Raw genomic sequence first — 24,678 nt, 5'->3', positions numbered from 1 at the left:
GCTTTTTATCGTTTTACAGCCGATTTTGGTTTGCTCATGACTTTCTTTAAAACTTCGGTTAAGTATATATTACCTTCTGGGTTGATCTTTTGTAGCAAGAAAGCAGTTGCTTCTATATCATCCATCGCACGGTGTGCATTTTCTCTAGAAATTCCATGTGCATCTAGAAGCGTTGTTAGCTTTTTATTGATAAACCCGTATTCTTTCCACTTTACGGATCTCATTGAGCAGTGCCATTTCCAGTCTTGTAAAAAGGAATAGCGCTTTAGTAAAAAGCTACGATCAAAAGAAGCATTATGCGCAATGATGCCATCAGCTTGTTTAAATAGCTCAATTACTTTTTGGTCATCAAACCTTTGACCTTTCACCATTTCATTTGTAATCCCAGTTAGCCTAGTAATATGAGGATAAATTGGGTATGTCGGCATTTCGAATCCATTATAGCGGTCTATCTCCGTGAGGATTTGAAGCTGTTCATCGTATTTGTAAAGTAAAATTCCAAGTTCAATCATTTCACAACTAGCGGGACTTAAGCCGGTTGTTTCAATATCAACAAACGCGAGTATTTTATACTGTCCAGACAAGACGTTCTCTCCCTTATCATCATGATTCTCTTATTCTACCATTGATTATTCAAATGGAAAAACGATTCCTACGTGAAAATTGACGCGTTTCTTATAAATAGGGTAGAATGATGGTAGAAGTTTATACGGAATTCCCAAAGGGGAGTAGCTGCTACAGCAAGGTCGTCACTCCGAGAGAATCTCTCCGGCTTTGTTGGCAATATGTGATATTGTTAGCGAGACCTTTGCCAAATGTTTTTGGTAAAGGTCATTTTAACCATCTTTACAAAAAACATTGTGAAGATGGTTTTTTTATTGGTTTCTACCTTTAAAGGTTGAAAATAAATTTCTAGGAGGAAAACAAATGAAAAAATGGTTAATAGGAATCCTAGCCAGCACATCGCTTTTATTAGGCGGCTGTTCAATGTTAGAAGGAGCAAATGATGCACTTACGTACGTAAACGAAGCGACAGACTATGTGCAGGAGGCCAAAGCTTTTGCTGAAGAAGCACCTGAATTAGCTCAACAAGCCATTACAGATTCAAATGCTGCAGCGGAATTTGAAACAAAGCTAGAAGATATGAAAGGGGAAATTGAGAGCTTCAATGAACTTAATGCTCCTGAATTAGCAGCAGATTTACACGCTCAGGTACTTGAGCAAAATGAAAAAGCTCTAGACGGAATCAATACGTATTTAGAAAATATAGAAGGCGGAAAGTTAGATCCTGCAGTACTTGAAAATACGGAGCTATTTCAGTCCATCCAAGACATTTCAAGCATCGTTAAGCAAATTGAAGATTTAGGATTATAAAGTAGAACAGGGAAAAGGTATCGGATTTGAGCCCGATACCTTTTCTGCGTTAGCAGTGTTTGCTTCGTTTTATTTAAAGTGATAGAAAACAAAAAAAGCTCGTCTACAAGAGACGAGTGAAAAGGGGCATATCTATAAAAAAAGTACTGTCTTTACTATATAAGAGAAAAGTGAAAAAACGATGAAAAATTACCTTTTTTACAAAAATTCTCTCGAGAAATAACTAGCGCAATGTCTGCTGTCTTTTTTTCTAGAATTCTAGTATTGTAAAGATAAAGAACTTTAATAAGGAGGCGTTTAAATGCGAATTGTATCTCTATGCCCAAGCAATACCGAACTTATTGGTTATTTGCAATGCGAACATCTACTTGTAGGAGTTGATGATTATTCAGATTGGCCTAACAATGTTCAAAAATTACCGAGGTTGGGTCCTGATTTGTCTATTAACATGGATCTGCTTGAAGAGTTAAAGCCCGATTTAATCTTAGCTTCTCTAAGTGTTCCTGGAATGGAGCGCAACATTAATGAATTAAAGAAGCGAAACCTTTCTTTTATTACCCTCAATCCTCAATCTTTAAATGATATTCGAAAAGACCTTCTAACTGTAGGGAATTTAATTGGGGTGGGCAATTATGCAGAAAAAGTAGTGAAACGTTTTGATGAAGAAATAACGTACTATAAAGAAATATCTGATCGTATCGCATACAAGCCCAACATTTATTGGGAATGGTGGCCAAAACCTTTGTTTACGCCAGGTGGCTCAAACTGGCTAACTGAAATTAGCGCACTTGCTGGAGCCAAAAATCTGTTTGAAGATCACAATGAAGCCAGCGTTCAAACAACATGGGATGTCGTTAAAAAGAGAAAACCTCAAGCGATATGCCTTGCCTGGGTTGGAGTAGCGGAAAAGAACGTCAATAAAAAAGTAATTCAAAAACGTTCTGGTTGGAAAGAATTAAGATTGTCGGAAACGGATATACATATTTTAGAGGAGGCGTTATTTTGCCGGCCGTCTCCACGCTTATTAGTTGGTCTTAAAAAGTTAGCTAAGCTGCTTCACCCTGCTACTTTTAAAGAGGATGCAGATGAAGATGTGCTACTATCAGTTGTAAAGAGTGTAAATGTTGACAAGCCTTAATCAACAAACTATGCTGTTACTACTAAAAAGAGAGAAAAGGGAGTGGTACATTGAAGCTAAATGAAATTCTTGAAACATTAACTAACCGAAAACCAAATATTTTGGGCACGGATGAATTTTTACAGTTTGCCGTTTTGGTTCCGCTTATTCAAAAACAAGATGAGCTTCATGTGTTATTTGAAGTAAGAGCGCACCATTTACGTAGACAGCCTGGTGAGATTTGTTTTCCAGGAGGCAAGATTGAGCAAAGCGATTTAACACCTAAAGATGCAGCAGTAAGAGAAACGACAGAAGAACTAGGCATTGAAAATAAAGCGGTTGAAAATGTTCAGCCGTTAGATTATATCGTGTCACAGTTTGGAACTATTATTTATCCGTATATAGGGGTTTTAAAAAATGATTTGCCACTACGTCCAAATCCTTCTGAGGTAGCGGAAGTGTTTACCGTACCTATTTCGTTCTTTAAAGAAAATCCACCTAAAGTTCATCATATTCATTTTAAAGTAGAGCCTGACTCAACCTTCCCATTTGATGATATCATTGGAGGAGAAGATTATAATTGGCAAACACGTAAGGTGGAAGAGCATTTTTATTATTATAAAGATCGTGTCATTTGGGGGCTAACTGCTAAGATTTTGCATCACTTCATTCAGCTATTGAACAAATAAAAACAGGCGGTCACAACCGCCTGTTTTTATAATGTTTTTAGCGCTTGCTCAATACTTTTATCGCCTGCTAATAAGTCAAACGCTTTTTTGTAGGTTCCTTCTTCTGTAAGGCTAGAAATCACAACTTTGGCTACGTCTTCACGAGGAATGGTGCCGCGCGTTAAGTTTGTGGCAACTTCTACTTTATTCGTACCAGCGTCGTTCGTTAATCCGCCTGGTCGAATAATTGTATAGTCTAAACTACTTGCTTCTAGAATTTTGTCAGCATAGTGTTTTGCTACGTAATAAGGCTTTAAATCTTCATTCCAGTTTTCACGATGATGAGCTTGTAGGGCACTTACCATAATAAAACGATTAACTCCTACATTTTCAGCCGCCTCAATCGATTTGGCTGCTCCATCTAAATCAATTAGCAACGTTTTGTCAGATCCCGTGCTACCTCCTGAACCAGCAGTGAAGATGACCGCATCGCAGCCTTTCATGGCTGCTTCTAATTCTTTTACCGTTCCTTCAAGGCTAGCATAGACCGCCTCAATCTTCTCACTTTTTAGTTTCTCGAGCTGTTCTTCCTTACGAACCATGGCACGTACGGTGTGTTGTTCATTAGCATGTAATAGATTTACAACCTTTTGACCGATTTGTCCATTTGCTCCAATAACTAGAACTTTCATGTACATTCTCCTTTCTATTCTTTCTTTATTGTTTCATAGAATTCTTATGCACTCAAAAGTTATGCTTTAAACACATTTAAAAGAAAAATAAAATAAAATTCATAAATAAGAAAATAAAACCATTTTCAATCCAATAAAATTCCTAATAATTGGAAAAAAATCAAATCTTTATAACTATTTTTAGTATTTATTGGAATTTTATTAAAAGCACTTACATTCTTGATATACCAAGTTTCAGGGTCTAAAATGTGCCTTTTTTGTCTTTAAACTATAAGAATAGAGTATATAGGACTATTGAAATTTTACTAATTAATGTTTTTTTGATATTATTCTTTGGGTCACTAATATTTTAGTCATTAAACTATTTTAATTCATTTTTTCAATGGTTATGTTGAAAACGTAAAGGAGAGATAAAGATGAAATCAAATACGATTCAACATCTAGTTGCAGAGAGAGCGATGTTATCACCACATAAAGAAGCATTAGTAGAAGGTGAACAACGCTATACGTATGAAATGTTTTCTAATCAAATTAATCGAATTGCAAACTTTTTAGTAAGTCAAGGTGTAACAAAAGGAGATCGCGTCGGAATTTTAGCTCGTACAACCGCTGCTTATCCAACTGTTATGATGGCAATTGTGAAAATTGGAGCTGTTGTCAGCCCGCTTAGTGAAAATATGACATCTTATGAATTAGACCACATTATTGAAAGTGGAAAGTTAAAAGCACTTCTACATCATCAAGAGTTTTCAACAGTTGTGGAAGGAGCTAAAGCAATTGATCAACTGGACTTTACGGTAACGCTAGAGCGCGAACCTAAGTTTAATGAACAATTCAATAAATTTTCAGCAAAAGAACCTTTTATTAACTATGAAGTAACTGAAGAAGATACGGCTTTAATGATGTTTACGTCAGGTACAACAGGAAACGCAAAAGGCTGCATGATTTCACATGGTGGCGTTCGAAAATACTTAGAAAGCGGAAGAACAGAGGATTTAATTCATGTTGAAATGCACTATTTGTTTGTGCATCCATTTTTCCATATGAGTTCAATGAACTCCATGTTTCACTGCATTAAAAGCGGCGTGACAATGGTTTGTTCAGAAGAAACCGAGCCGGCACGTATTTTAGACGTTATTGAAAAAGAGGATATTACGCTCTTATTAGCTTTGCCACCGGCTCTTACGTATTTATTAGAAGAGCTCGAGCAAAATCCTCGTGAAAACTTACCGTGGAAGCTAGCTTTATCAGGTGGAACAAAAGTACCTGAATCACTTATTCGTAATTTAGAAAAGCATGGTGTTACGGTAGCACAAGGTTACGGTAGTACAGAAGCTTGGGTGATCAGCGCATGGGCGCCTCAAATGGGATGGGATAAAGTAAACTCTGTTGGAAAACCAATTTCAGGTGTTGAAGTAAAAGTAGTTAACCCTGAAACAAGAGAGGCAGTTGCAACAGGAGAAATTGGTGAAGTCCTTGTGAAAAGCCCGTATATCTTTAAGGGATACTGGGGAAATGAAGCGGCAACACAAGCCGTTTTACATGACGGATGGTTATCTATGGGGGATGCAGGAAAACTAGATGAAGATGGATTCTTATACATTGACGGTCGCTACAAAGACGTAATTGTATATGGCGGAGACAATATTTATCCAGACCAAGTAGAAGATGTGATTTTAGGCATTGATGACGTATTGGAAACGGCTTTAGTTGGTATGCCCGATACCTTATATGGAGAAGTTCCTTACGCCTATACAGTCGTAAGAGAAGAATGTGGTATAACAGAAACTGAGGTTAAAGAGTACTGCAAAGAACGATTAACAGCCTATAAAGTTCCTGAGATCGTATTTGTACCTTCTCTTCCTAAAAACAGCGTAGGAAAAATCATGAAGAAAAAAGTAAAAGAGCTAGCTTTAGCTCATGCTTAAAAAATAAACAAAAAAAGCGGTGATTATACCGCTTTTTTTGTTTATTCGCTTAATGTTTTTGAAAGTTTCTGCATAATATGAATGTATTGTGAACGCTCTTCATCTGTCAGATTAGATAAAATGTTAACCCAAAAATCAGTACGCGTTTTCTGTAACGTTTCTACAACGTTTTTTCCTTTTTCAGTTAGCTCGATCCAAACGCTGCGGCGATTCTTCTTTTTATAAATACGTGTTACCAGCTGTTCATCTTCCAGTTGATTTAACACAATAGTAATAGCACCGGGAGATAAACCAAGTACTTTTGTGATATCGCTAACAATACAACTTTCTTTATCATAAACAGTTTTTAAGATTGTCTCTTTTGTAGGTGTAAGGTGGTAGGGAAGTAAATCATACTTTTCACCGATTACGGTGTTTCGATACTTCACTAGCGCCTCTTTAATTTGATCAATGCTTTCTAACTGTTCTTTCACATTTTCTTTGTTATACTGCGTCAATCTGTGGAGCCTCCTCTAGATTCATACGTTTGTACTAATTATTATAACATGCGTAAAGCTTTTGTATAAATGAAAGACCGTCTCTATTTGTGACAGTTTCATGAAGTTGAAACAGAAAAAAAGTTGAAGTTAATTTCCAAAATTCGTTAAATTATTATTTGTTTCGTGCTATTATGATAGTATCAATAGCGCTTTCAGACAGATGTTTCGTTTCAAAAAAGGGGTGTGTAAATGATTCTGGTTTTTCTCAGTCTTTCCTTTTCTTCTTAAAAATATTTATTTTTGATAGACGAATATTTCTATATTTTTATATAATATAGTGAAACATACATATTTTTAAAAGAAAGACATATTGAGGTAAAACCGAAATATGGGGGGATCACAATTACATGAAAAAGGTTATAGCAGCACTTTTAGCAAGTGCCACGTTGGTCAGCGGTTATATTGCATTTGATATGTATATGGACCATTCTGCACAACAAGCGGCAGCTACGGCAGCAGAAAAAGAAAAAGAACAAAAAGCCGTAGAGAAAAAAGAAAAGAAAGAGCCGGTTATTAAAGTAGAAGACTTAACGTACCAATTAAAGGATTCTCGTACTGGTGCATTAATGCGAGAATTTAAACCCGTTAACTTTGCGGATAAGGAAGTATACAATAAAGAGATAAAAGCACTTGCTTCCGAGTTAGCAAAAGGAATCGATACACCAATGCAAAGCATGAAGTTAGATGGAAATGGAGCATTAATCGGAGGCTCAAATCGAATTGTTTTAAAAGAAGAGGAACTTGTAACGAGTCTACAAAATTTAAACACAAACCAATTAGAAATCACGGTTCCTATTTACGAGACACCACCAAATGTTTCCGTGCAGGCAGCAGCAGGAGTGAGTGAAGTGCCAATTGCTTCTTTCACAACAAAGTTTCGTCCTAGCGATACGGGGAGAAACCGAAATATTCAGCTCTCTGCTGAAGCAATTAATAATACCATTTTAGGACCTGGTGATTACTTTTCGTATAACAGTGTAGTAGGGCCTCGTACCGTAGAACGTGGCTATCAGCAAGCTCCTGAGATTATCAACAAAGAATTAGTGATGGGAATTGGTGGAGGTATCTGTCAAACATCTTCCACGCTGTTTAATGCTGTAGATAAAGCTGGCGTACAAATCGTTGCGCGTTCTCATCATTCAAAAGACGTAGGATACGTTCCTAAAGGAAGAGATGCTACTGTTTCGTGGAATGGACCAGATTTTAAGTTTATGAACAATAAATCGTATCCAATCATCATTAAGACGTATACAAACGTTGCTGGAGGAACTTTGACAGTTGAAGTTCGTACTGCACAGCGCTACCTGTAAGTAAACTAAACACAAAAAAACCGAAGCCACTATTTGCTTCGGTTTTTTTGTTGCTTATTGCGTAACTTGCTGCTCACGAGCACGCAGCTCAACGCGACGAATTTTACCTGAATTTGTTTTTGGTAAGTCAGATACAAATTCAATTAGTCGAGGATATTTATAAGGTGCTGTTAGGTGCTTAACATGATTTTGTAAATCTTTAATTAATAATTCATCAGCAGTTAACGTAGGGTCAGTTAATACAACAAAGGCTTTAACTACGTTACCACGATCTGGATCGGGGCTTGCAACTACAGCGCATTCCTTCACAGCGGAGTGCTTAATCAAGGCATCTTCAACTTCAAAAGGTCCAATTGTATAGCCAGAGCTAATAATAATATCATCGCTGCGGCCTTGGAACCAATAGTAGTTATCTTCGTCTTTAGAAGCACGATCACCCGTTAGATAATAATTACCACGAAATGCTTTTTTTGTACGTTCTTCGTCTTTATAGTAATGTTTAAAAAGTGAAGGGAGGTCTTTACGAACCGCAATATCTCCAATTTCACCAGGAGCGCATGGATGACCGTCTTCATCAATAATCTCAATAAATTCTTCAAGCATCGGTTTACCCATTGAACCAACCTTAATATCTACATTTTTTAATGTACCAATTAAAAGCGTATTTTCTGTTTGGCCATAACCATCACGGACTTGAATACCAAAGTGGTGTTTAAATACGTTCATTACTTCTTCATTTAGCGGCTCACCAGCTGATACTGCGCTATGAATATGCGATAAATCAAAGGAATCTAAGCTTGCTGATTTTGCCATGAATCGGTATTCGGTCGGTGTACAGCATAGCACATTCACTTGTTCATCTTGTAAAATCGATAAGTACTTCTCAGGTTCGAAACGGCCGTTATACACAATTCCTGTTGCTCCTTGACCTAAAACAGATAAAAACGGACTCCAAACCCATTTCTGCCAGCCTGGGCCTGCAGTTGCCCAAACGATATCACCTTTTTTAATATCTAGCCATTCGCGTGCTGCTAAGCGTAGGTGAGCATATGCCCAGCCATGCGTATGAACGACGCCTTTTGGATTGCCAGTTGTACCTGATGTGTAAGGTAAAAATGCCGTATCATCTTTATTAGTATCAGCGGCTTCAAACTGATCGCTTGCTGAGTCCATAAGAGGCTCTAGAGATGTCCAAGAGGTTACTGCATCTCCCAGAACAATTTTATGCTGTAGAGAAGAAGGCAAGTCTGTTACTTCGTCTACTTCTTGACAAAATGGAGAATATGAAATAATCGCTTTTGCTTGGGCATGGTGTAAACGATATTGGATATCTTTTGCTCGAAGCATTTCTGAAGAAGGAATAATGACAATACCTGCTTTTAAACATGCTAAGTACATGACATATGAATCAATTAAGCGGGGCATGATGACTAAGACGTGATCGCCTTTTGTTAAACCGAGTTTTGTTAATGAATTTGCGGCTTTATTTGCTCGTTTTAATAGATTGTTATATGTAATTTCCTCTCGATGACCATCAGCATCTTGCCATTTAATCGCAAGGTGGTCAGATGCGTGTTTTTCGAATTCCTCCGTTAAATTATAGCGTTCTTTTGGAATTAGTTCTTCTAAACGAATCATCGCCACGACTCCTTTTCTATAAAAAAATGTCTATAATGACATTCCATCATTATAGCTTCTATTATAATACTAACTATTAGTAGTTACTACTAATTTGTTTATAGTAACCAAAAAAATATAAAAATTCCCACTCTCAACTGTGAGAAATGGGAATTTTTATTTGGAGAATAGACTCCACTTCGTATGTATGGGAATTAATTCTTCCTCAGATTCATCCGTTTCATAAAGACCGCGTTCTTTCAAGTATTCAACAAAATACAAATCTGCTTCTTTACGTTCGTCGTAAGGTTTAATAGAAAGTACAAAGCCTAATTTATGCTGCTCATCATTTTCAACCCCTGAGATATAAGCTCTTATATGGTGCTGTAAAAAGAGCTCCTTAGCAGGGATAATTAGTTCTTTTACAAATTTAGCTAGAAGCTGAAGTTCGAATTCAAAGGTAAACTTTGAAATTTTTTCTAAATCCGCAAACACAACGCCTATAAAACTCGTGTTATGTATTTCATAATCCTTTGTTTTCTCATCCCAATCAATATGACCAACTTCTTTCAAGTAATTAATAAAGTAGCCAATACCTTCGCGACGCCCAAACGGTTGCTTAGATAAAACAAGACCAATCTTTTTATACTTTGGTAAATAAACACACGATAGAGCGGCTTCAACATTATGCTGTTGGAACAGCTGCGTCACACCTTGTAAGAGTGCATCCAATACGTGGTGAGTGATCTTCATTTGTTTACGTGAAAAGTGATATTCATTTGCAAGCAGCTCATTTGTATCTGCGAATGTTGCTCCGATAAAACCAGTATTAGAAAGGGTAGGGGGAAGCGGCTTTTTTCTTTTTCTGTTGCTCATCTAACAAACACTCCTTGCAATCAATAAATCGAACGTATGTTCTTATTAAATCATACGAAAAAAAGAGCGAAAAGTAAAGAGGACAAGCAGATAAAAATAAAAAAGTAGCTATGTCTTACAAAGAAAGCGGGGGAGAGTAAACATAAAAAAACACAAATCAGTCGATTTGTGTTTTGAACATTTATTTTTATATAGATTTAGCGTACATCTGTTAAAGAAACTAAATCTTCGTCGTCTACATCAATATCTACATGACAATCCATTGTGTGAATTGTTTTATCTTCGTGGTTACCATAATAAATTGTAATATTCACAAGTATCGCTCCTTTAAAATCGGATGATTTTACACCCAACATATGCCGATCTCTATTTGTTATTCATTATACCTCAATGCATATAAAACTACAACTAAAAATGTGATAACAGCAAGGTTAGAGGTTAGAAATAAGGAAAAATCAGAGGGTTTAATTGTATAAAAATAATTTTTAATGGATATAGTTACAATAAATACGGGTGTTAAACAAATTAAAATGAATATTAATCCAATATAGGGATAATAACGCTCTAAACTTAAAATTTACGTTTAAAGGAAACATTATGTAAACTAATTAAGAAAATGATGCTTATAGAGTCTACGAAATAACATTTAAATAAACGTCAATCACAGTATATTTATTTTTCTATATGAGATGCTGCATGTTATATGGCTTCAGTCTACAAAAGCAAATGAAGCTTAGCTTAAATGACCGACGTTTAACCATAAGCTTTTTAATTTAATCATGCATTAAGATCTATAGTGAAATTTCAATACGTAACCTAATAAATTTCTTTTCTGTCTCATTATCTAAAGTTTACTTATTAATTGAGACAGAAAATCTATTATTTTTATAACTTCCTATAATGTATATTATGTAAACTAGAAAAATAAAAAAATATAAACATCTTCCCCCTTCATTACATATGAATAACCGCCACCTGTGGTTTCTGGTGACGGTTTGATTGAGCTATTCGTTAAACTCTAAAATATGTAGACCCTCAGATACATTTGGCGCTTCAAAAAACTTAGTAACGTGAATAAATGTCTCTATAGTATCGAAAGTTGCTCTTTCAGGTTGTTCGTTACGTCTTTGTGCGATTCGATGTAAACATTGCTCGTTACTTAAGTTGAGGAAAATTAGCTGATGATTTGCGTTGACTTCTGACGCGATACTTAAAAGCCATTTTCGCTGTTTTTGAGTGTTTCCTGGAAAATCCATCACTACATCTGTACCAACACTTAGTATATTTTGGACATGCTTTTTCACTAACGGTTTGAGCTGTGCTGAGAATTTTAGATAGTCATCAAATGATGCGATTTCATTCGGATATAAAGCTGAAAGCCATTCATCCTCGGATAACAGCACCGCATGTTTTTCCGCAGCCAATTGCTTTGATTTAGTTGATTTTCCTGCTCCCATCTTTCCGCAGAAAAAGTACAGATCTCCCAGATTTTTCATAGTTTATCCCCCAAACCTACTTTATTTTCTTCCTTTGTTTTCATATCAAACTGAGCTAATACAAAATTCCCTTTCTTAACAACTAATACACCTTCTAACAGTTGTTCCTCAGGCTCTTTTAAATGCTTGTCTGATGCTTTTAAGGGTGTTGCTTGCTCTTTGTTAGCTGAACCTTTATTTGTTTTCCTTTCTATTCTATAAACAACTGTACACACGTCTTGGTTTTCAGTCTAACTAAATTCCGTAAATCTCTAATAGATTTTTTAATGCCGGTCGTTCATTGCCGCTTCTGCCAACAATATGAGTTGCTGTAATAAGTGAGTTTAAGACCGCTTCCTCAGTGGCTTCACCAGCGGCTCGAAATGCTAAATCGATATCTTCTTCATGAATAGCTGAAATTGAAAGGCAGGAAGACGTTTTATCATGAGGAATTTTATTTGCTGTTGAAAACCCAATGACGACTTCCCCGCTTCCTGTTGTAATAATAGATCCTGTACGTGATAAGCCCGTTACCGTTCGTTTTAAATTGAGCTGTCTTTCTGTCACGGGTAAATCAGTAGCAAGAATAACGATTACAGAGCCTTTGTCTGGTATTTCTTCTAAAGAATGCATCGAGTTATAAAGCTGTGAGCCAACTGGCTGTCCGTTTATCGTTAAATCAGGTAATGAACCAAAATTAGTTAAGGTAAGGACACCGATTGTATATAGGCCATGAGTTAATTGGATTTGTCTAGATGACGTTCCGATTCCTCCTTTTAACGAATAGCAAACCATACCCCTACCTGCACCGACAGAGCCTTCTTCGACTGTTTCTGAAGTGGTCTCTAAAGCTTTGAGTACATGTTTTTTCGTCACTGTCTTTGAACGAATATCGTTTAAAATCATATCATTGCATTCACACACGACAGGATTTACCGTTCCGATTGTTCGTCCAATTTCTTCGTTATGTTCTAACATGTAATCAATGATGGCATCGGCTGCTGTCCCGATGCTTAGCGTGTTCGTTAAAATGATTGGAGATTCTAACGTTCCTAACTCATTTATTTGAATAGTTCCGATTGTTTTTCCGAATCCGTTTATGACGTGACTTGATGCAATGAGCTTTTCGCGGAAAATGTTCCCTTGGTGAGGTAAGATTGCTGTTACTCCTGTTTGCTGTTCACCTTCGCTAATAGTCACATGCCCAACCGTAACGCCTTTAACGTCCGTAATTGCGTTATATGAGCCGGTTTCTAATTTTCCAATCGTTACCCCGTAATTACGTAGTCTTTTTTGCTTCAAGTCCTCTCCCACCTCTGCTTCTTGCTTGTTTTCATCAATCAGCCGGATTAATAATCGCTAACACCTGATGGTCCTTCCATTCTCCCCTGATTTTAAGATTTTTCGTTGCAAGGCCTTCTTGATGAAATCCTGCTTTTTCCAAGACGCGTATCGACCCAACGTTATGAGGCTGAACTTCGGCTTGAATGCGATGTAAATTTAATTTAGTAAATGCATAGGTAACAAATAGCTTTGTTGCTTGAGTCATATAACCTTTACCGTTGTAGTCTTTATCTAAAAAGTAGCCGATAATGGCGCTTTGTGATGCTCCTCGCACGATGTTAAAAAGGCTAATGGTTCCTATTAGCTTTTCTTCATGGTTTTCGAAAATACCAAAGTAATACTCTTTGTCTTCCTGAGCTTTTAACGCAGCATCTTTTATTTTTTCAATCTGACCAGCTACTGTATAAAAATCATCCTGACGAGTAAGCGCAAACTCTTCAAAAAATAAGCGGTTTTTTATTTGCAGAGCAAGCATAGCTTCTGCATCATGAAATGTAAATGCTCGAATTGTTAAATCTTCACTTGTAATCATAAAGCTCTTCCTTTCAATTCATCTATGTATAGAAAAAGAAAGCCAAAAAGATGACTTCCTTTTCTTTTTTCTTACAGTCTAGGGTCCACAGGATCCATTTCAAGAGCAAGCGTTCCAAGGGCACATTCATGAATTCGCTCGATTGAATCTTTGTTTACAAAGCGCGTAATTCCTTCGATACCTAAAGCAAACTCTAGTAGCGCATGCTTTTGCTTTTTACCAGTGTTCCGCTGTTTTAAGCGTTGAAGATTCTCAGGTAATAAATAATCCATTCCGTAAATGATATGAAGATATTTACGCCCTCTCACTTTAATCGCAGGCTGCAGAAGCTTTCCTTTCTCATTTCTTGCGATAAACGTTTCCGGCTTCACAACAAAGCCTTCGTGCCCTTCTTCCGTAAGAGAGTTCCACCATTCAATCGCTTTGTTCATGGAATTCTCGTCATGCACGACCATAAAGTCTGTTTTAATAAATAAATCCGATAGCGAGATAAACTCAGCGTTTCTTTCCATATGCCACATATGCGTTTTTTGAAAAAACGTTTCGTTGCTGTGGGCTAAGACGTGAAACGGTGCAATTTGAATGTCCTCTACTCCGTCAATATTCCAACAGTACTTTTGGAAGACTTCGTTGAAAATCTCAGCATTTTTAAGCTTTAGATTGACTTCAGATAGCCACGAGTCAACGTTTTGGTTCTGTGTGATTGCTTTTTCTAGCTTTTCTTTTAGCTTCTGTCGGTCTAACAGGGCAACTTCTGCTACGTGCGCATACTGAGAGCTAATCAATTCTTTTGCTTTTAAGTTCCATGGCAAAATTTCAGCATCAAGCAGCACAAAGTCTGTGTTGTATTTAGAGAAATAATTAGCACGCGTTAAGTCTTCGTTTAAAGTTGATAAAATCTGTTTCTCTACGTCTTTTGCAAAAAAGGAGCGTCCTGTACGCGTATAAATAGTTCCTAGCGTTTCTCTACCAACGTAATGAACAGCAGCTTTCTTATCTTTAAATAATAGCAGTACGCCGCGGCTACCCATATGTTTCTTCTCAACAACCATTGTTTGAATACCATTTGACTGATAGTAATCAAATGCTTCTTTTGGATGCTCAAGATATTCTTCAAGCGCTGAAGGCTTCGGCGTCGGGCTCATGGTTGGCGGAATATAAACAAGCTCTTCAATTGGAATCGTGAAGTGAGAAACAGAATCAATTGCTGATTTGGTCGTTCCTTCAAGAATTTTAATATCTCCATATGTGTCAGTGAGTACCGAATAGCCATTAATAAAACGTGCGATATTTGGTGGATCTAACCTTTTCTTCTGCCACTGTGTAAGAGGATTGTCCTCCGTTCCAGAGTAGTTTTCTTTTGCTTTTACAGAAACAAACTGTTTTTCGGGATACTGAAAAGCCGTCAGTGAACTGCCGAATACAGCCCCTTGATCAATGTTAACCGTATTGTTTACAACAAGAGGATGAACTTTACAGTCATGTCCCCAAATGATGAGTTCTTTTGTATGGTGATTTGTATACCAGTCTTTGCGTATAGGCTTTCCGGCATCGTCAAATCCTTCTGAATCTCCGTATCGACAAAAGTCTGATATGTGATAGGACTGCTTTCCGATATAATCATCTCTTATGCCTGCATGCGTTACTACAGCTACACGTACATTATTTTTTGTCAGAATATAATGAGATGGCGCTTCTAGCAAAAAGTCTTTTAGATTACGCTTTAATTCTTCCGCTTGTTCAGTTCCGTGTTCTTCCTCATAGCGAGTAAACTCATCGGCTACCTTTTCATCTCCGTGGGACAGCGTGACGTTTCTGCCACCTAGCCACCTTGCAATTTTCCAACCATGATTGCTGTCAATCATATACGCAAGGTTAGCGTCTACGTGCCGCTTGAAGAACAGCATAGTTTCAAGCGAACGAGGACCTCTGCTCATTACGTCTCCAACTGATAGAAATTTCCGTCCGCTTGGATGTGTGTACAGACCTTCTTCATTTGGTTCATAGCCAAGACGCTTCAGCAGTTCAATAAGCTCTTCATAGCACGCGTGAACATCACCAATTACGTCTATTCCCGTTCCAACCTCAAGTTCAAGCTTATTTTTGGTGCGAACGACTTCTAATTTATTGATCTCTTCTTCTGTGAATACGTACTGTTGACGAAATCCTTCGCGTTTAATAGACCGCTTGCTCTTAGCAAATATCTGCGCTTGCTGTTTAACTCGCTTTTTGCCACGTGGGAATTCTCTGGTTTCATCACGTTCAAGCAACGTTTCCATTGAGATATCAAGTAAACATGCAATGCACGGTATATGATTTCTTTTCGCTAAGTCAATATATCTTTTACGGTCGTCTTCATAGAGATGCGTTGCGTCGACGATCGTTAATTTCCCCAGTTTCGCCCTCGTTTCAATGATATAATCCATTGTTTCAAATGCTTTTTGGGAAATGGTTTGGTATTCTTGGAACAATATGTCTGCTTCATCTTTTGGATGGCTTGTCCATTCAATAAAATCCGTATCTCCTACTAACAAGCGGAACTGGTCTGAGCTCACTGTTTCAGAAGGTTTTATATAGCCTTTTTTAATCCATGCCTCTAACAGCGTTGTTTTACCGCTATTTGAGGGTCCCATTAAAAGTACAATCCCTGCAGGAGGTAAAAATAATCTCTTCAATTGTCTCCCTCTTTTCGTTCAAACGTACACATTTGTGTTGGTGCTCCATAATCGTCGCTTTCTTCTCCAATGCCCTCAATGGTTATGGAGTAAGGAAAATCATGCGTCCAAGCCTCACACCAACTTACAAACTCTTGTCTACTCCATTCAAAACGATGATCCGCGTGTCTCATGGCTTCATTCATCTGATAAAAGGCATTGTATTCTTGGTTTGGCGTTGTCACAATTAGTGATTTTGGTTGATAAAGAGCAAAGATTGTCTTCATAATGGCAGGCAGTCGCTCTTCATTGATATGCTCAATCACTTCACACAAAATGATGATGTCGGCGCCTTGAAGCTGTGAATCATAATAAAATAACGATCCCCAAACAGAACGAGGCTGAATGAAGTTTGGTTTGGCAGCAGCTTTTTCAAATCGCGCTAATGCTTTTAGCTGTGCAGATTGCGAAGGCTCTACTGCTAAAATTTCACCTATGGTTGGAATAAATCCTAAACGAGTAGCTAGCTTTCCTTCACCTGAACCAAAGTCTACAACTTTTCCTTTAGCAGGAAGTGACTGTACTTTTTTAAGAATTGCCTGATAGCGCAGTTCATTGAGTGGGATTTTATCTTTCGCTGTGTGAGCGTTCGTTTTCTTTTCCGTATTAGTTGCTACGTTCGCTTGTTGAACAAGGTCTTTAAAGCGAAGCGACTGCTCATAGATATAACTTTTTAAGGGATGAGAATCTAGCCAACCTTCGCCGTAGCGCTCTATTTTTTCAATTTCTCGTTCATCCAAAAAGTAGTGCTTAAAGTTATCTAGGACTGGGATTAAAATAAATAGATGCTGAAGCGCTTGTTGGACTGTGACTTCTCCTTTTAAGGTTACGTAACGAGCAGTGCTTCGTGTTTTTAAATCAAACGTATAATCAATGTTTCCTCGCTCTATTTCAACAGCATAGCCCATGGGTTCGAAGAGCTCCTGGATTCGCTTATCAGCTAAATGTGAGGCAATAGGACCAAAGCTAACTTCAAGATTAAAAGCATGATGTACCCATTCGCTATATTCTTCTTTGGGCTTGCCATTTAAAGCTGTTCCGAGCGCTTTGCGTATGTAGGAACAAAACAAGCTGCTGACCGCAAATTCACGGTCGTTGATATAGTGCGTAATATCAAAGTGATTGGACCCGCTTTTTACAAGTTCAATAGGATCCACATCAACGTATATAATAAATTCCGCTTCGTCAGATTTAAAGGTCGTGAAAGCTAACCTTACATTCTGTCCTTTTTCTTTTCGTTCATAAGGATTGGAAGGATTCTTTGCAATTAACCGCGATACGTTTTCTGCACCTTCTCCTTTTACTTTCATACTGAGCTGCATACGTTCACCTTCTTTTTAGATGTTGCTTTATTTTAACTCTATAAAGCAGCAGGATATAAATAGAAACCAGAACCTAGTTTCTTTAACTAATTATACCTTTTAAGCTAGTTATTAGGAACTGCTAATGAGATAGAAAAAGCTACCAATCTTTATGATTAGTAGCTTGGGAGGATAAAGGCTTATGATTTTGAAAGAAAATCATTTAGGTAATTTATAACCTCAGCGCGATTTCCAGATACTTTTTGGTCACGCAACTCATCAAACTTCACTTTTTCAGCCGCTTTTGTTAGGATAGCTTGCTCGTGCTCTTTTGGAATGATTACAACTCCGTCCGCATCACCAACAATGATATCGCCTGGATGAACAGCGGTGCCTCCGCATGAAATAGGGACGTTTAGTTCACCTTGCCCCGCTTTTCCGCTTGCTGCTACAGTTGTTCCTTTACAGAAAACAGGAAAGTTTAGCTGCTTTACGCCGACCACATCACGGATTACTCCGTCCACGACAATCCCATTAATGCCTAATGTTTGCGCTAACCCAACGATAAAGTCTCCAGCAATTGCTCTATACGTATCACCTTTTGCATCTACAACTAATACGTCACCTGGCTTCGCTTCTTTAATAGCTTTTAAAAACATTAAGTTGTCACCTACAGGTATTTTAACGGTAAAGGCTCTTCCAACTACTTTGTATTCTTCTTTTAATGGCTTAATCGACGGGTCAAGATTGTTTAATCCTGCCATCGCGTCTGATATACACGTAGTTGGAATTGTTTTAAATGATTCTATGATACTCATTTTAACCGCTCCTTATTATTTAACGTAAAGTTAGACGAATTGGAAGTTCTTTTAGACCTCGAATAATAAAGCTTTGTCGCCATTCTAAATCAGACAAATTAGCAGCAAGGCCTACGTTTGGAAATTCTTCAAGCAGCACGCGAATCGCAACTTCACCTTCTAATCGCGCAAGTGGAGCCCCTAGGCAATAGTGAATTCCTTTACCAAACGCTAAGTGAGGATTTTTCTCTCGTGTAATGTCAAGTTTCTCAGGGTTTGAAAATATTTCTGGGTCTCGATCAGCTGAAGCGAGTGACACAATCACGTGATCTCCTTTTTGAACTTGCTGCCCCATAAAGGTAAAGGATTCACGTGCCCATCGGTCCGTGCTGAATTCGACTGGACCATTGTATCGTAAAAATTCGTCAATGGCTTTTGAAATCAAGGAAGGATCATTCTTTAATAAATCCAGCTGGCCAGGGTGAGTAAGAAGTGCAAGCAAGCCGTTTGAAATGAGATTTACAGTCGTTTCATGACCCGCAACGATAAGCAGCATGACAACACCATACAATTCAGTAGCAGTAAGCTTATCTCCGTCTTCCTCTGCCTGAATTAAATGAGATAATAAATCATTTTGTGGTGATTGCCGCCTGCTATAAATTAGTTTTTCTAAGTACATCATAAACTCCATCAATACTTCGTCGTACTGAGAAGCTTCGTTAATATCGACCAATACGTTTGACCAACGCTGGAAATCAAGCTGATCTTCTTGTGGAACACCGAGAAGTTCACAAATCACAATAATAGGAATTGGAAATGCGTATGCTTCAATAAAATCAACTGTCTCGTGTTCTTTCATTTTTTCAGCTTGCTCACGCGCAATTTCTTCAATGCGTCCGCTTAAACCCATAATTTTCTTAGGGGTAAAGCCACTTTGGACAAGACTGCGGAGACGACGATGATTCGGTGGGTCTGCAAAAAGCATCGTTTGTGAAATCGGCGGTACGTTTTCATCCGTCATTTCGCCAGGAAAAACCGTGCGCATATCTTTGATAAAGCGCTCGTCTTTTAGCACAGCTTCGGCAGCTTCATATGTAAAAGCCATCCAGGAATCAGGAGCTTCTGTATAAAGCTTTACCTTTGCAAACGGTTCATGCGGACGAATTTGTTCATAGTATTCGTAAGGGTTTTGGTGGAACTTCTGTGAAAATAAATCAAGTGACTTAATATTCATATTGTATCCTCTCCTGTTATCTACTTTTTGAACGAAAAAGCCAGGTCTCACATAAAAACAGGAATCGCTTTCACTGATCTGGATGGCCTATCTATTGATTCCTTCTTTCATTGTATGCGCATTGATTTGGAACATCAAGGAAAGTGATGTTTCATATATAAAGTTTACATAATAAAATTAAAGTAAATTAGATATTCACCAAATAAAAAAAGACGAGCCATGAATATACTCGCCTTTCAACATACAAAGCTAGCAATTGATTCTAAATGCACTTTTAAGTTCCTTTGCAATTTCATTGATACAATCTTCTGCTTGCGGATAATCTCCAATCTTATCTATAAAAGCGTGGTCCATTCCTTTATACTGAATCATTTTTGTTTTAACCCCAGATCGTGCAAGCTTTCTAGCATACGCTTCGGCTTGTAAGCGGAGATAGTCATATTCAGCATTAATAATAAGAGTTTCTGGAAGACCATTTAAATCATCGGCTAATAAAGGAGATACGCGTATATCAGTAACATCCGCTCCCTGTAGATACAGCTTATTGAGCATTGAGCTAGAGCCAGCTAATGCTAGAATAACCCCTTTAATTAGCTCATGATGATGAAAAACTTCATATTCATTTATGTCCCATCTATGATCTTCTGTATCAATTCGCCCAGGGTTCACGACGGGGTAAATAAGCGCTTGGTATTTAATTCGATTTGTTCCTTGCTGTGAATCAAGTAAACTGCAAACTGCAGCTAAGTTGCCACCGGCGCTATCGCCACAAACTGCTAGTTGTTCTTTATTTATTCCGAGGTTTTCAGCATTTTCATGCACCCAGCTCACTGCAGCTAGACAATCCTCTAAGCCAGCTGGAAATGGATGTTCAGGAGCTAAGCGGTAATCGACAGAAACAACCGCTGCTTGCGCTTTTTCAGCTAGTGCTTTACAAGGGTTTTCAACCGTTTTTAAGCTTCCTCCAATAAACCCTCCTCCGTGAAAAAACACGACTGCTGGTAAGATACCATTCGATATAGGGCGATAGATGCGTGCAGGAATATTATGCTCTTTGCTCGGAATGCTGATTAACTCTGTTGTAATTTCTGTAGTTGTAACGTCTCTATTAAGCCAGCCCATGCTAGCTCGAATGGCTTCAATTGAAACATTTGCAGGTTCTGTTTGTTCTTCCTCTGAATGATTTGTATAACTGCTGATTACTTTTAAAACACGTGGATCTAAATCTCCAGCTATATGTAAATCTGGTATATGTTTAATTACGCTACGTATGCCCTCGACTTCTTTTGTTTCCGCTGATGTTTCCAAGATACCGAGAAGCTTGTCATACTCTTTTGGTTGAAGCATCACTAACCACCACATCCGTTTCATGTCTTACTAGTATTCTAGCAAGATGCATTTTTTGTAATCGCTTTCTTTTTTGTTTTTTAGTTATAGCCAGTCTTTGCCGTACTTACGAATGAATGCAATATCTTCTTGATAATGATTAAAGTGACCGTAATCAATCATTTGTTGAAAAGCAGCATCACCTTCTTTCTTATACACAATAACTGAATCAATAGAAACTTCATGAGTAGTAACATCCAGGCTGCACATAATAGGCATTGTTTGGTTAGCGTTTATGTATATTGTGCCTAATACGATAGATCTGTTTAAATCTGATGTAAAGTTATCCGTGGCAGCAGGCGTAACCCATGTCTCATCTTGGGCTTCGTTCTCTTCTTCATCTAGGGCCCACTGCCAGATTTTATAGTTCTTTAAATCGTCAATTGTTAATTCATCAATCGGTTTACTGTTCATTTTTTATCACCCCACTTTATAGTTTAAAGCAATTATAAAGATTAAGCTCCTCTCATTTTATAGAAAGGAGCTGTTTTATGTAAAAAAGCTTTAAGAATAAATGGTTTCCCACTCGCTTAAATACATTCGTCCGACGATATTAGTGGGGTTTGGAATTTTACAAATAAATTCTAAGCTATTTTCATCGGGATCATAAAAATGAATCTTTGCATGGGCTATGCCATCATGTGCCATTACAAACGGTTCATGAGGCATAAAGCCAAATGCTTCTCTAGGAGCTATCTGCCTTTCTTTTAACCATGATACTGATGACCTCAAATTTTCCAACGTTACGTGAAAAGCAACGTGGCGGATAGAAGGATGGTAGTCTAATTCTACTTGTTGCGTTTCCCATAAACCAAGCCAACTTTCTCCTTTCTTTAACCAAAAGAAAGCAAGGTGGTCGCTATAGGTATGAGAAAGCTCTAATCCTAACTTCTCATAAAATGTAATCGAACGATTTAAATCTTTTACGGGTAAATGTGCTTCATATAAACCTTTAATCAATTCATACACCTCTTTCTTAAGTATCATCATAGCGAAAACCTTAACCGATGAAATCAGATGATAGATGGAGGTGTTCTACAACTTTAGGTGTAGAAAGGCTCTTATACAACAAAAAGTCGTTAAAATTCAGATCATCTTAACGGTTTTTTGGCTATCACAAAGGTTGCAGCAGCAAAAAGAAAAAGAAAGATACTTAAGAGTGAATAAGTGGCACCTTCAAAGCCTCTTACTTCTACATATCCAATATAAAAAAGAACCAATGCACCCATAGCTACCGTGATAGAAGGAAGTATTCTTGCAGTCAAACTCCATTGCATACGGCTAAATAGCCAGGTTAAGAATAATAAAATAACTCCTGGTATTAGAGCAAGTAATAAAGGTATACCAATCATCATAAACTATCACCTCAAAAACTTCCTTTTTATTGAATTTTAACATCTTTATTCCATATAATGCTTTCACAACAAAAAAGTCCTCGCATCACTGCGAGGACTTCTCTTATACTGCGTTAACCAGTCTTGGATCTCTTTGTTCTTTCTTTTTTTCTTTTTTATCACTTGAAAGTGTAAACATTGAAATGATTGTAAACGTGATAGCAATCAACCCTAACAGCAAGTAAGCGTTTTTAAAACCGGCCGTATCGTACATGCTCCCTGCAATTGCAGAAAGGAAAATAGCGCCTAGCTGTTTTGAGAATTGGAAGCCAATTAAGTAAATCGTTGCGGATAAGCGAATATCAAAGTTTGCTGTAATGTATTTAAAAATAGCAACCAGTAAAACAGGGACTTCTATTGCATGCAGAAGCTTTAACGCACTAATCATAATTGGGCCGTCCGCAAAGCTCGAACCCAAAATGCGAAACGACATGATTACACCTGCGTAGATTAAAGCGTTCTTTGCACCGATTTTACGAATGAAGAACGGCGCCAAGAGCATAACAACTGCTTCCATGATAATTTGAGTTGTGTAAAGGTTCCCAAAAACGCGTGTACCTTCTGCTTCGGTGCTAAAGAAATGCGTAAAGTAAATCGCAAACTGTTGGTCAAACACTTCGTAAATGCACGTTACCCCAACAACGTAAAGTGTTAACCACCAGAACTTTCTATTTTTAAAGATAGCTAATACCGATTCTTTTGATGTTGCTTCTGCTTTTTGTTTTTCGATTTCTTCGGTTGTTGTTCCTAAATTGGTTTGCTTCGTTTTCGCAAACGAGAACAGAATACCTAACACTACCGCTACAACTGAGCTAATGATGAAGATTAAGTTAGGGTTTGTGGCGAAAAATGCCCCTGTTAAGTACGTACCCGTAGCTGCTCCGATGCAACCAAACATACGAACTTGTCCATACTCGAACGAGTTTACTTGACTAACTTTTTCGATGTAAGCTTCAATTGTTCCAGATCCACCGTTAAAACAAGCACCAAGGTAAGCGCCTCCAACAACTGCTCCAAGAATGATATTTGTTTTTAATAAATACGGAAATAAGTAGATAAAAAACGGTGCAATAAATACTAATAAAATAATAAAACCCCACAGTAAGTTTTTACGCAGACCTAGCTTGTCTGAAATAATTCCGAAAAACGGCTGCAAGCAAAGTGCTGAAATGGCCATTGCTGAAAAGATAATCCCTACTTCAGTTGAACTTAATCCCCCAACATTTTGTAGCCAAATTGATAAAAATGGTGTACATGCTGCCCAAATAAAGAAGTAAAGGGCAAAAAACAAGCCAAAAATCCAATAATCCTTGTTTAGTATAGTTTTCATGCGTAAATCCATCCCCTATTATGTAATATTTACTCATTTTCACTAAATTTTTAGTAAAAAGTTAATACATATAATTTATCAAAGAAAGCGTTATCTTTCAATAGTTTTTAGAAAATTTAAACACATTATTGAGAAGGTTTTCTTTTAAAAAAATCCCGCAGACTCATCATAAGTCTGCGGGATAGTCAATTTATTTACTGAAATTTTACTTCAACGTAAATATCCACCGTTATTAAGATCAAATGTAGCTCCTGTATAATGCTTGGCTTTATCTGATAACAAAAATACTACCGTATCAGCTACGTCACGAGGAAAAACCGGTGTTTTAATTAGCTGGTGTTCCAAATACTCTTGTTTGCGCCACGTTGGAATGCTATCCATCATAGATGTATCCACCATTGTTGGAGCCACAGAATTGACTCGTATATACGGCGAAAAATTCATAGCGCAACTTTTTGTTAATCCGAGTATAGCAGCTTTAGATAAACCGTATAGAGCATCGGAACTTCCTTCTAATGCTGAAACTGAAGACATATTAACAATTGTGCCATACGCTTGTTTTTCGATGAGGTATCTTCCGAAAAGCTGAGAAAAATAAACTGAGCCTTTTACATTAACATCTATTACTTTGTTAATGTCTTCTTCTGAATATGTAAGTAAATTTTGTGCTAAATAAATTCCAGCGTTATTAACTAGAGCATTAACTCCTGGGAATGTAGCTGTAATTTGTTTAAAGAAGTTTTTCACGCTGTCATAATCTGCAATATCAACTCTATATGTAGACAATTTATTAGTTGAATATGAAGCCTTTAGTTCATTTAATGAATCTTCGTTGATATCACAAGCGACAACACGCGCTCCTTCATTTAAGCATGATGTGACAATTTCTTTCCCTATCCCAGCTCCTGCCCCAGTTACAATCACATGTACTTTTGACAACATTAAGCATCACTCCTTTTTGAATTAACTGTTATTCTCAAATTCTACCAGATTATGTTCATTCTTCAACAGCCGTAATAGGGAACATATAGGTGTTGAATGTGAAACTTT

The 24,678-nt window shown here is 37.5% G+C and carries 24 protein-coding genes; 5 read left to right on the top strand and 19 right to left on the bottom strand.

Going from position 1 to position 24,678, the window contains the following annotated elements; genetic code table 11:
* Positions 1 to 5 precede the first annotated feature (5 nt).
* Positions 6 to 584, bottom strand: coding sequence for an exonuclease domain-containing protein (locus tag V2145_RS09360; protein WP_247600289.1), 579 nt, complete (start codon positions 582 to 584; stop codon positions 6 to 8).
* 343 nt (positions 585 to 927) lie between these two features.
* Here V2145_RS09360 and V2145_RS09355 point away from each other — a divergent pair, with 343 nt between their 5' ends.
* The 3 genes from V2145_RS09355 (at position 928) to V2145_RS09345 (ending at position 3,180) form a co-directional block, all read left to right on the top strand.
* Positions 928 to 1,374 carry a DUF6376 family protein gene (locus V2145_RS09355; RefSeq protein WP_131886742.1) on the top strand — a complete coding sequence of 149 codons (447 nt, stop codon included), beginning with the start codon at positions 928 to 930 and terminating at the stop codon, positions 1,372 to 1,374.
* A 301-nt stretch (positions 1,375 to 1,675) separates the two neighbouring features.
* A complete protein-coding gene (locus V2145_RS09350) occupies positions 1,676 to 2,512 on the top strand; it encodes a cobalamin-binding protein (protein ID WP_330987615.1) in 837 nt (278 codons plus the stop codon).
* Between the two features lie 50 nt (positions 2,513 to 2,562).
* On the top strand, positions 2,563 to 3,180 hold the full coding sequence (locus V2145_RS09345; protein ID WP_330987614.1) for an NUDIX hydrolase: 618 nt from the start codon (positions 2,563 to 2,565) through the stop codon (positions 3,178 to 3,180).
* Between the two features lie 26 nt (positions 3,181 to 3,206).
* On the opposite strand, the gene V2145_RS09340 is transcribed toward V2145_RS09345, so the two are convergent.
* A complete protein-coding gene (locus V2145_RS09340; protein ID WP_131886739.1) occupies positions 3,207 to 3,851 on the bottom strand; it encodes an SDR family oxidoreductase in 645 nt (214 codons plus the stop codon).
* Between the two features lie 416 nt (positions 3,852 to 4,267).
* On the opposite strand from V2145_RS09340, the gene V2145_RS09335 reads away from it, so the two are divergent.
* Positions 4,268 to 5,779, top strand: a complete 1,512-nt coding sequence (locus V2145_RS09335; protein WP_131886738.1) for a class I adenylate-forming enzyme family protein — start codon at positions 4,268 to 4,270, stop codon at positions 5,777 to 5,779.
* A 41-nt stretch (positions 5,780 to 5,820) separates the two neighbouring features.
* Here the strand turns inward: V2145_RS09335 and V2145_RS09330 are convergent, their stop codons facing one another.
* Complete coding sequence (locus V2145_RS09330) at positions 5,821 to 6,276, bottom strand: MarR family winged helix-turn-helix transcriptional regulator (protein ID WP_094910074.1); 456 nt, start codon at positions 6,274 to 6,276, stop codon at positions 5,821 to 5,823.
* 389 nt (positions 6,277 to 6,665) lie between these two features.
* Here V2145_RS09330 and V2145_RS09325 point away from each other — a divergent pair, with 389 nt between their 5' ends.
* The gene (locus V2145_RS09325) at positions 6,666 to 7,628 is read left to right on the top strand and encodes a VanW family protein (protein WP_094910075.1); all 963 of its coding nucleotides are present in this window, start codon (positions 6,666 to 6,668) and stop codon (positions 7,626 to 7,628) included.
* Between the two features lie 54 nt (positions 7,629 to 7,682).
* Here V2145_RS09325 and mbcS read toward each other — a convergent pair whose 3' ends face one another.
* The 16 genes from mbcS to V2145_RS09245 form a co-directional block, all read right to left on the bottom strand.
* Positions 7,683 to 9,266, bottom strand: coding sequence for an acyl-CoA synthetase MbcS (gene mbcS, locus V2145_RS09320; protein ID WP_094910076.1), 1,584 nt, complete (start codon positions 9,264 to 9,266; stop codon positions 7,683 to 7,685).
* A gap of 156 nt (positions 9,267 to 9,422) precedes the next feature.
* Positions 9,423 to 10,121: a hypothetical protein gene (locus V2145_RS09315; protein WP_330987613.1), complete on the bottom strand. Its 699-nt coding sequence runs from the start codon at positions 10,119 to 10,121 to the stop codon at positions 9,423 to 9,425.
* 1,004 nt (positions 10,122 to 11,125) lie between these two features.
* Positions 11,126 to 11,617: an AAA family ATPase gene (locus V2145_RS09310; protein ID WP_094910078.1), complete on the bottom strand. Its 492-nt coding sequence runs from the start codon at positions 11,615 to 11,617 to the stop codon at positions 11,126 to 11,128.
* Complete coding sequence (locus tag V2145_RS09305) at positions 11,614 to 11,832, bottom strand: hypothetical protein (RefSeq protein WP_330987612.1); 219 nt, start codon at positions 11,830 to 11,832, stop codon at positions 11,614 to 11,616. Before V2145_RS09305 ends, V2145_RS09310 begins: the two co-directional genes overlap by 4 nt.
* Before the next feature lie 19 nt (positions 11,833 to 11,851).
* Positions 11,852 to 12,898 carry a DmpA family aminopeptidase gene (locus tag V2145_RS09300; RefSeq protein ID WP_330987611.1) on the bottom strand — a complete coding sequence of 349 codons (1,047 nt, stop codon included), beginning with the start codon at positions 12,896 to 12,898 and terminating at the stop codon, positions 11,852 to 11,854.
* A gap of 34 nt (positions 12,899 to 12,932) precedes the next feature.
* A complete protein-coding gene (locus V2145_RS09295; protein WP_330987610.1) occupies positions 12,933 to 13,472 on the bottom strand; it encodes a GNAT family N-acetyltransferase in 540 nt (179 codons plus the stop codon).
* Positions 13,473 to 13,543: 71 nt separating this feature from the next.
* Positions 13,544 to 16,147: a polynucleotide kinase-phosphatase gene (locus V2145_RS09290; RefSeq protein ID WP_330987609.1), complete on the bottom strand. Its 2,604-nt coding sequence runs from the start codon at positions 16,145 to 16,147 to the stop codon at positions 13,544 to 13,546.
* Positions 16,144 to 17,508: a 3' terminal RNA ribose 2'-O-methyltransferase Hen1 gene (locus V2145_RS09285; RefSeq protein WP_330987608.1), complete on the bottom strand. Its 1,365-nt coding sequence runs from the start codon at positions 17,506 to 17,508 to the stop codon at positions 16,144 to 16,146. Before V2145_RS09285 ends, V2145_RS09290 begins: the two co-directional genes overlap by 4 nt.
* A gap of 179 nt (positions 17,509 to 17,687) precedes the next feature.
* Positions 17,688 to 18,305 (bottom strand): RraA family protein, encoded by a 618-nt coding sequence (locus tag V2145_RS09280; RefSeq protein WP_330987607.1) that lies wholly within the window; start codon positions 18,303 to 18,305, stop codon positions 17,688 to 17,690.
* Positions 18,306 to 18,324: 19 nt separating this feature from the next.
* A complete protein-coding gene (locus V2145_RS09275) occupies positions 18,325 to 19,518 on the bottom strand; it encodes a cytochrome P450 family protein (RefSeq protein WP_330987606.1) in 1,194 nt (397 codons plus the stop codon).
* 249 nt (positions 19,519 to 19,767) lie between these two features.
* Entirely contained in the window at positions 19,768 to 20,865 is a 1,098-nt protein-coding gene (locus tag V2145_RS09270; protein WP_094910086.1) for an alpha/beta hydrolase, read from the bottom strand.
* A gap of 84 nt (positions 20,866 to 20,949) precedes the next feature.
* The gene (locus V2145_RS21455; protein ID WP_413690870.1) at positions 20,950 to 21,318 is read right to left on the bottom strand and encodes a hypothetical protein; all 369 of its coding nucleotides are present in this window, start codon (positions 21,316 to 21,318) and stop codon (positions 20,950 to 20,952) included.
* 90 nt (positions 21,319 to 21,408) lie between these two features.
* Positions 21,409 to 21,864, bottom strand: coding sequence for a VOC family protein (locus tag V2145_RS09260; RefSeq protein ID WP_094910087.1), 456 nt, complete (start codon positions 21,862 to 21,864; stop codon positions 21,409 to 21,411).
* 131 nt (positions 21,865 to 21,995) lie between these two features.
* Positions 21,996 to 22,259 (bottom strand): YesK family protein, encoded by a 264-nt coding sequence (locus V2145_RS09255; RefSeq protein WP_094910088.1) that lies wholly within the window; start codon positions 22,257 to 22,259, stop codon positions 21,996 to 21,998.
* A gap of 103 nt (positions 22,260 to 22,362) precedes the next feature.
* A complete protein-coding gene (locus V2145_RS09250) occupies positions 22,363 to 23,628 on the bottom strand; it encodes an MFS transporter (RefSeq protein WP_330987605.1) in 1,266 nt (421 codons plus the stop codon).
* Positions 23,629 to 23,838: 210 nt separating this feature from the next.
* Entirely contained in the window at positions 23,839 to 24,570 is a 732-nt protein-coding gene (locus tag V2145_RS09245; protein ID WP_131887599.1) for an SDR family NAD(P)-dependent oxidoreductase, read from the bottom strand.
* Between the last annotated feature and the right edge of the window lie 108 nt (positions 24,571 to 24,678).

Origin of the sequence: Priestia sp. GS2 (assembly GCF_036409025.1) — a bacterium.
In the GTDB taxonomy this organism is placed as follows: domain Bacteria; phylum Bacillota; class Bacilli; order Bacillales; family Bacillaceae_H; genus Priestia; species Priestia aryabhattai_A.
The sequence above is the reverse complement of the archived record's forward strand: the minus strand, read 5'-3'. Positions and strand labels throughout refer to the sequence as shown.

Bases quoted from the DNA above. Each gene is read 5' to 3' on its own strand.
- V2145_RS09275 (WP_330987606.1), bottom strand. From the start codon at position 19,518: ATGAATATTAAGTCACTTGATTTATTTTCACAGAAGTTCCACCAAAAC.
- V2145_RS09315 (WP_330987613.1), bottom strand. From the start codon at position 10,121: ATGAGCAACAGAAAAAGAAAAAAGCCGCTTCCCCCTACCCTTTCTAAT.
- V2145_RS09280 (WP_330987607.1), bottom strand. From the start codon at position 18,305: ATGAGTATCATAGAATCATTTAAAACAATTCCAACTACGTGTATATCA.
- V2145_RS09325 (WP_094910075.1), top strand. From the start codon at position 6,666: ATGAAAAAGGTTATAGCAGCACTTTTAGCAAGTGCCACGTTGGTCAGC.
- mbcS (WP_094910076.1), bottom strand. From the start codon at position 9,266: ATGATTCGTTTAGAAGAACTAATTCCAAAAGAACGCTATAATTTAACG.
- V2145_RS21455 (WP_413690870.1), bottom strand. From the start codon at position 21,318: ATGAACAGTAAACCGATTGATGAATTAACAATTGACGATTTAAAGAAC.
- V2145_RS09350 (WP_330987615.1), top strand. From the start codon at position 1,676: ATGCGAATTGTATCTCTATGCCCAAGCAATACCGAACTTATTGGTTAT.
- V2145_RS09270 (WP_094910086.1), bottom strand. From the start codon at position 20,865: ATGCTTCAACCAAAAGAGTATGACAAGCTTCTCGGTATCTTGGAAACA.
- V2145_RS09245 (WP_131887599.1), bottom strand. From the start codon at position 24,570: ATGTTGTCAAAAGTACATGTGATTGTAACTGGGGCAGGAGCTGGGATA.
- V2145_RS09250 (WP_330987605.1), bottom strand. From the start codon at position 23,628: ATGAAAACTATACTAAACAAGGATTATTGGATTTTTGGCTTGTTTTTT.
- V2145_RS09295 (WP_330987610.1), bottom strand. From the start codon at position 13,472: ATGATTACAAGTGAAGATTTAACAATTCGAGCATTTACATTTCATGAT.
- V2145_RS09340 (WP_131886739.1), bottom strand. From the start codon at position 3,851: ATGAAAGTTCTAGTTATTGGAGCAAATGGACAAATCGGTCAAAAGGTT.
- V2145_RS09255 (WP_094910088.1), bottom strand. From the start codon at position 22,259: ATGATGATTGGTATACCTTTATTACTTGCTCTAATACCAGGAGTTATT.
- V2145_RS09335 (WP_131886738.1), top strand. From the start codon at position 4,268: ATGAAATCAAATACGATTCAACATCTAGTTGCAGAGAGAGCGATGTTA.
- V2145_RS09355 (WP_131886742.1), top strand. From the start codon at position 928: ATGAAAAAATGGTTAATAGGAATCCTAGCCAGCACATCGCTTTTATTA.
- V2145_RS09285 (WP_330987608.1), bottom strand. From the start codon at position 17,508: ATGCAGCTCAGTATGAAAGTAAAAGGAGAAGGTGCAGAAAACGTATCG.
- V2145_RS09310 (WP_094910078.1), bottom strand. From the start codon at position 11,617: ATGAAAAATCTGGGAGATCTGTACTTTTTCTGCGGAAAGATGGGAGCA.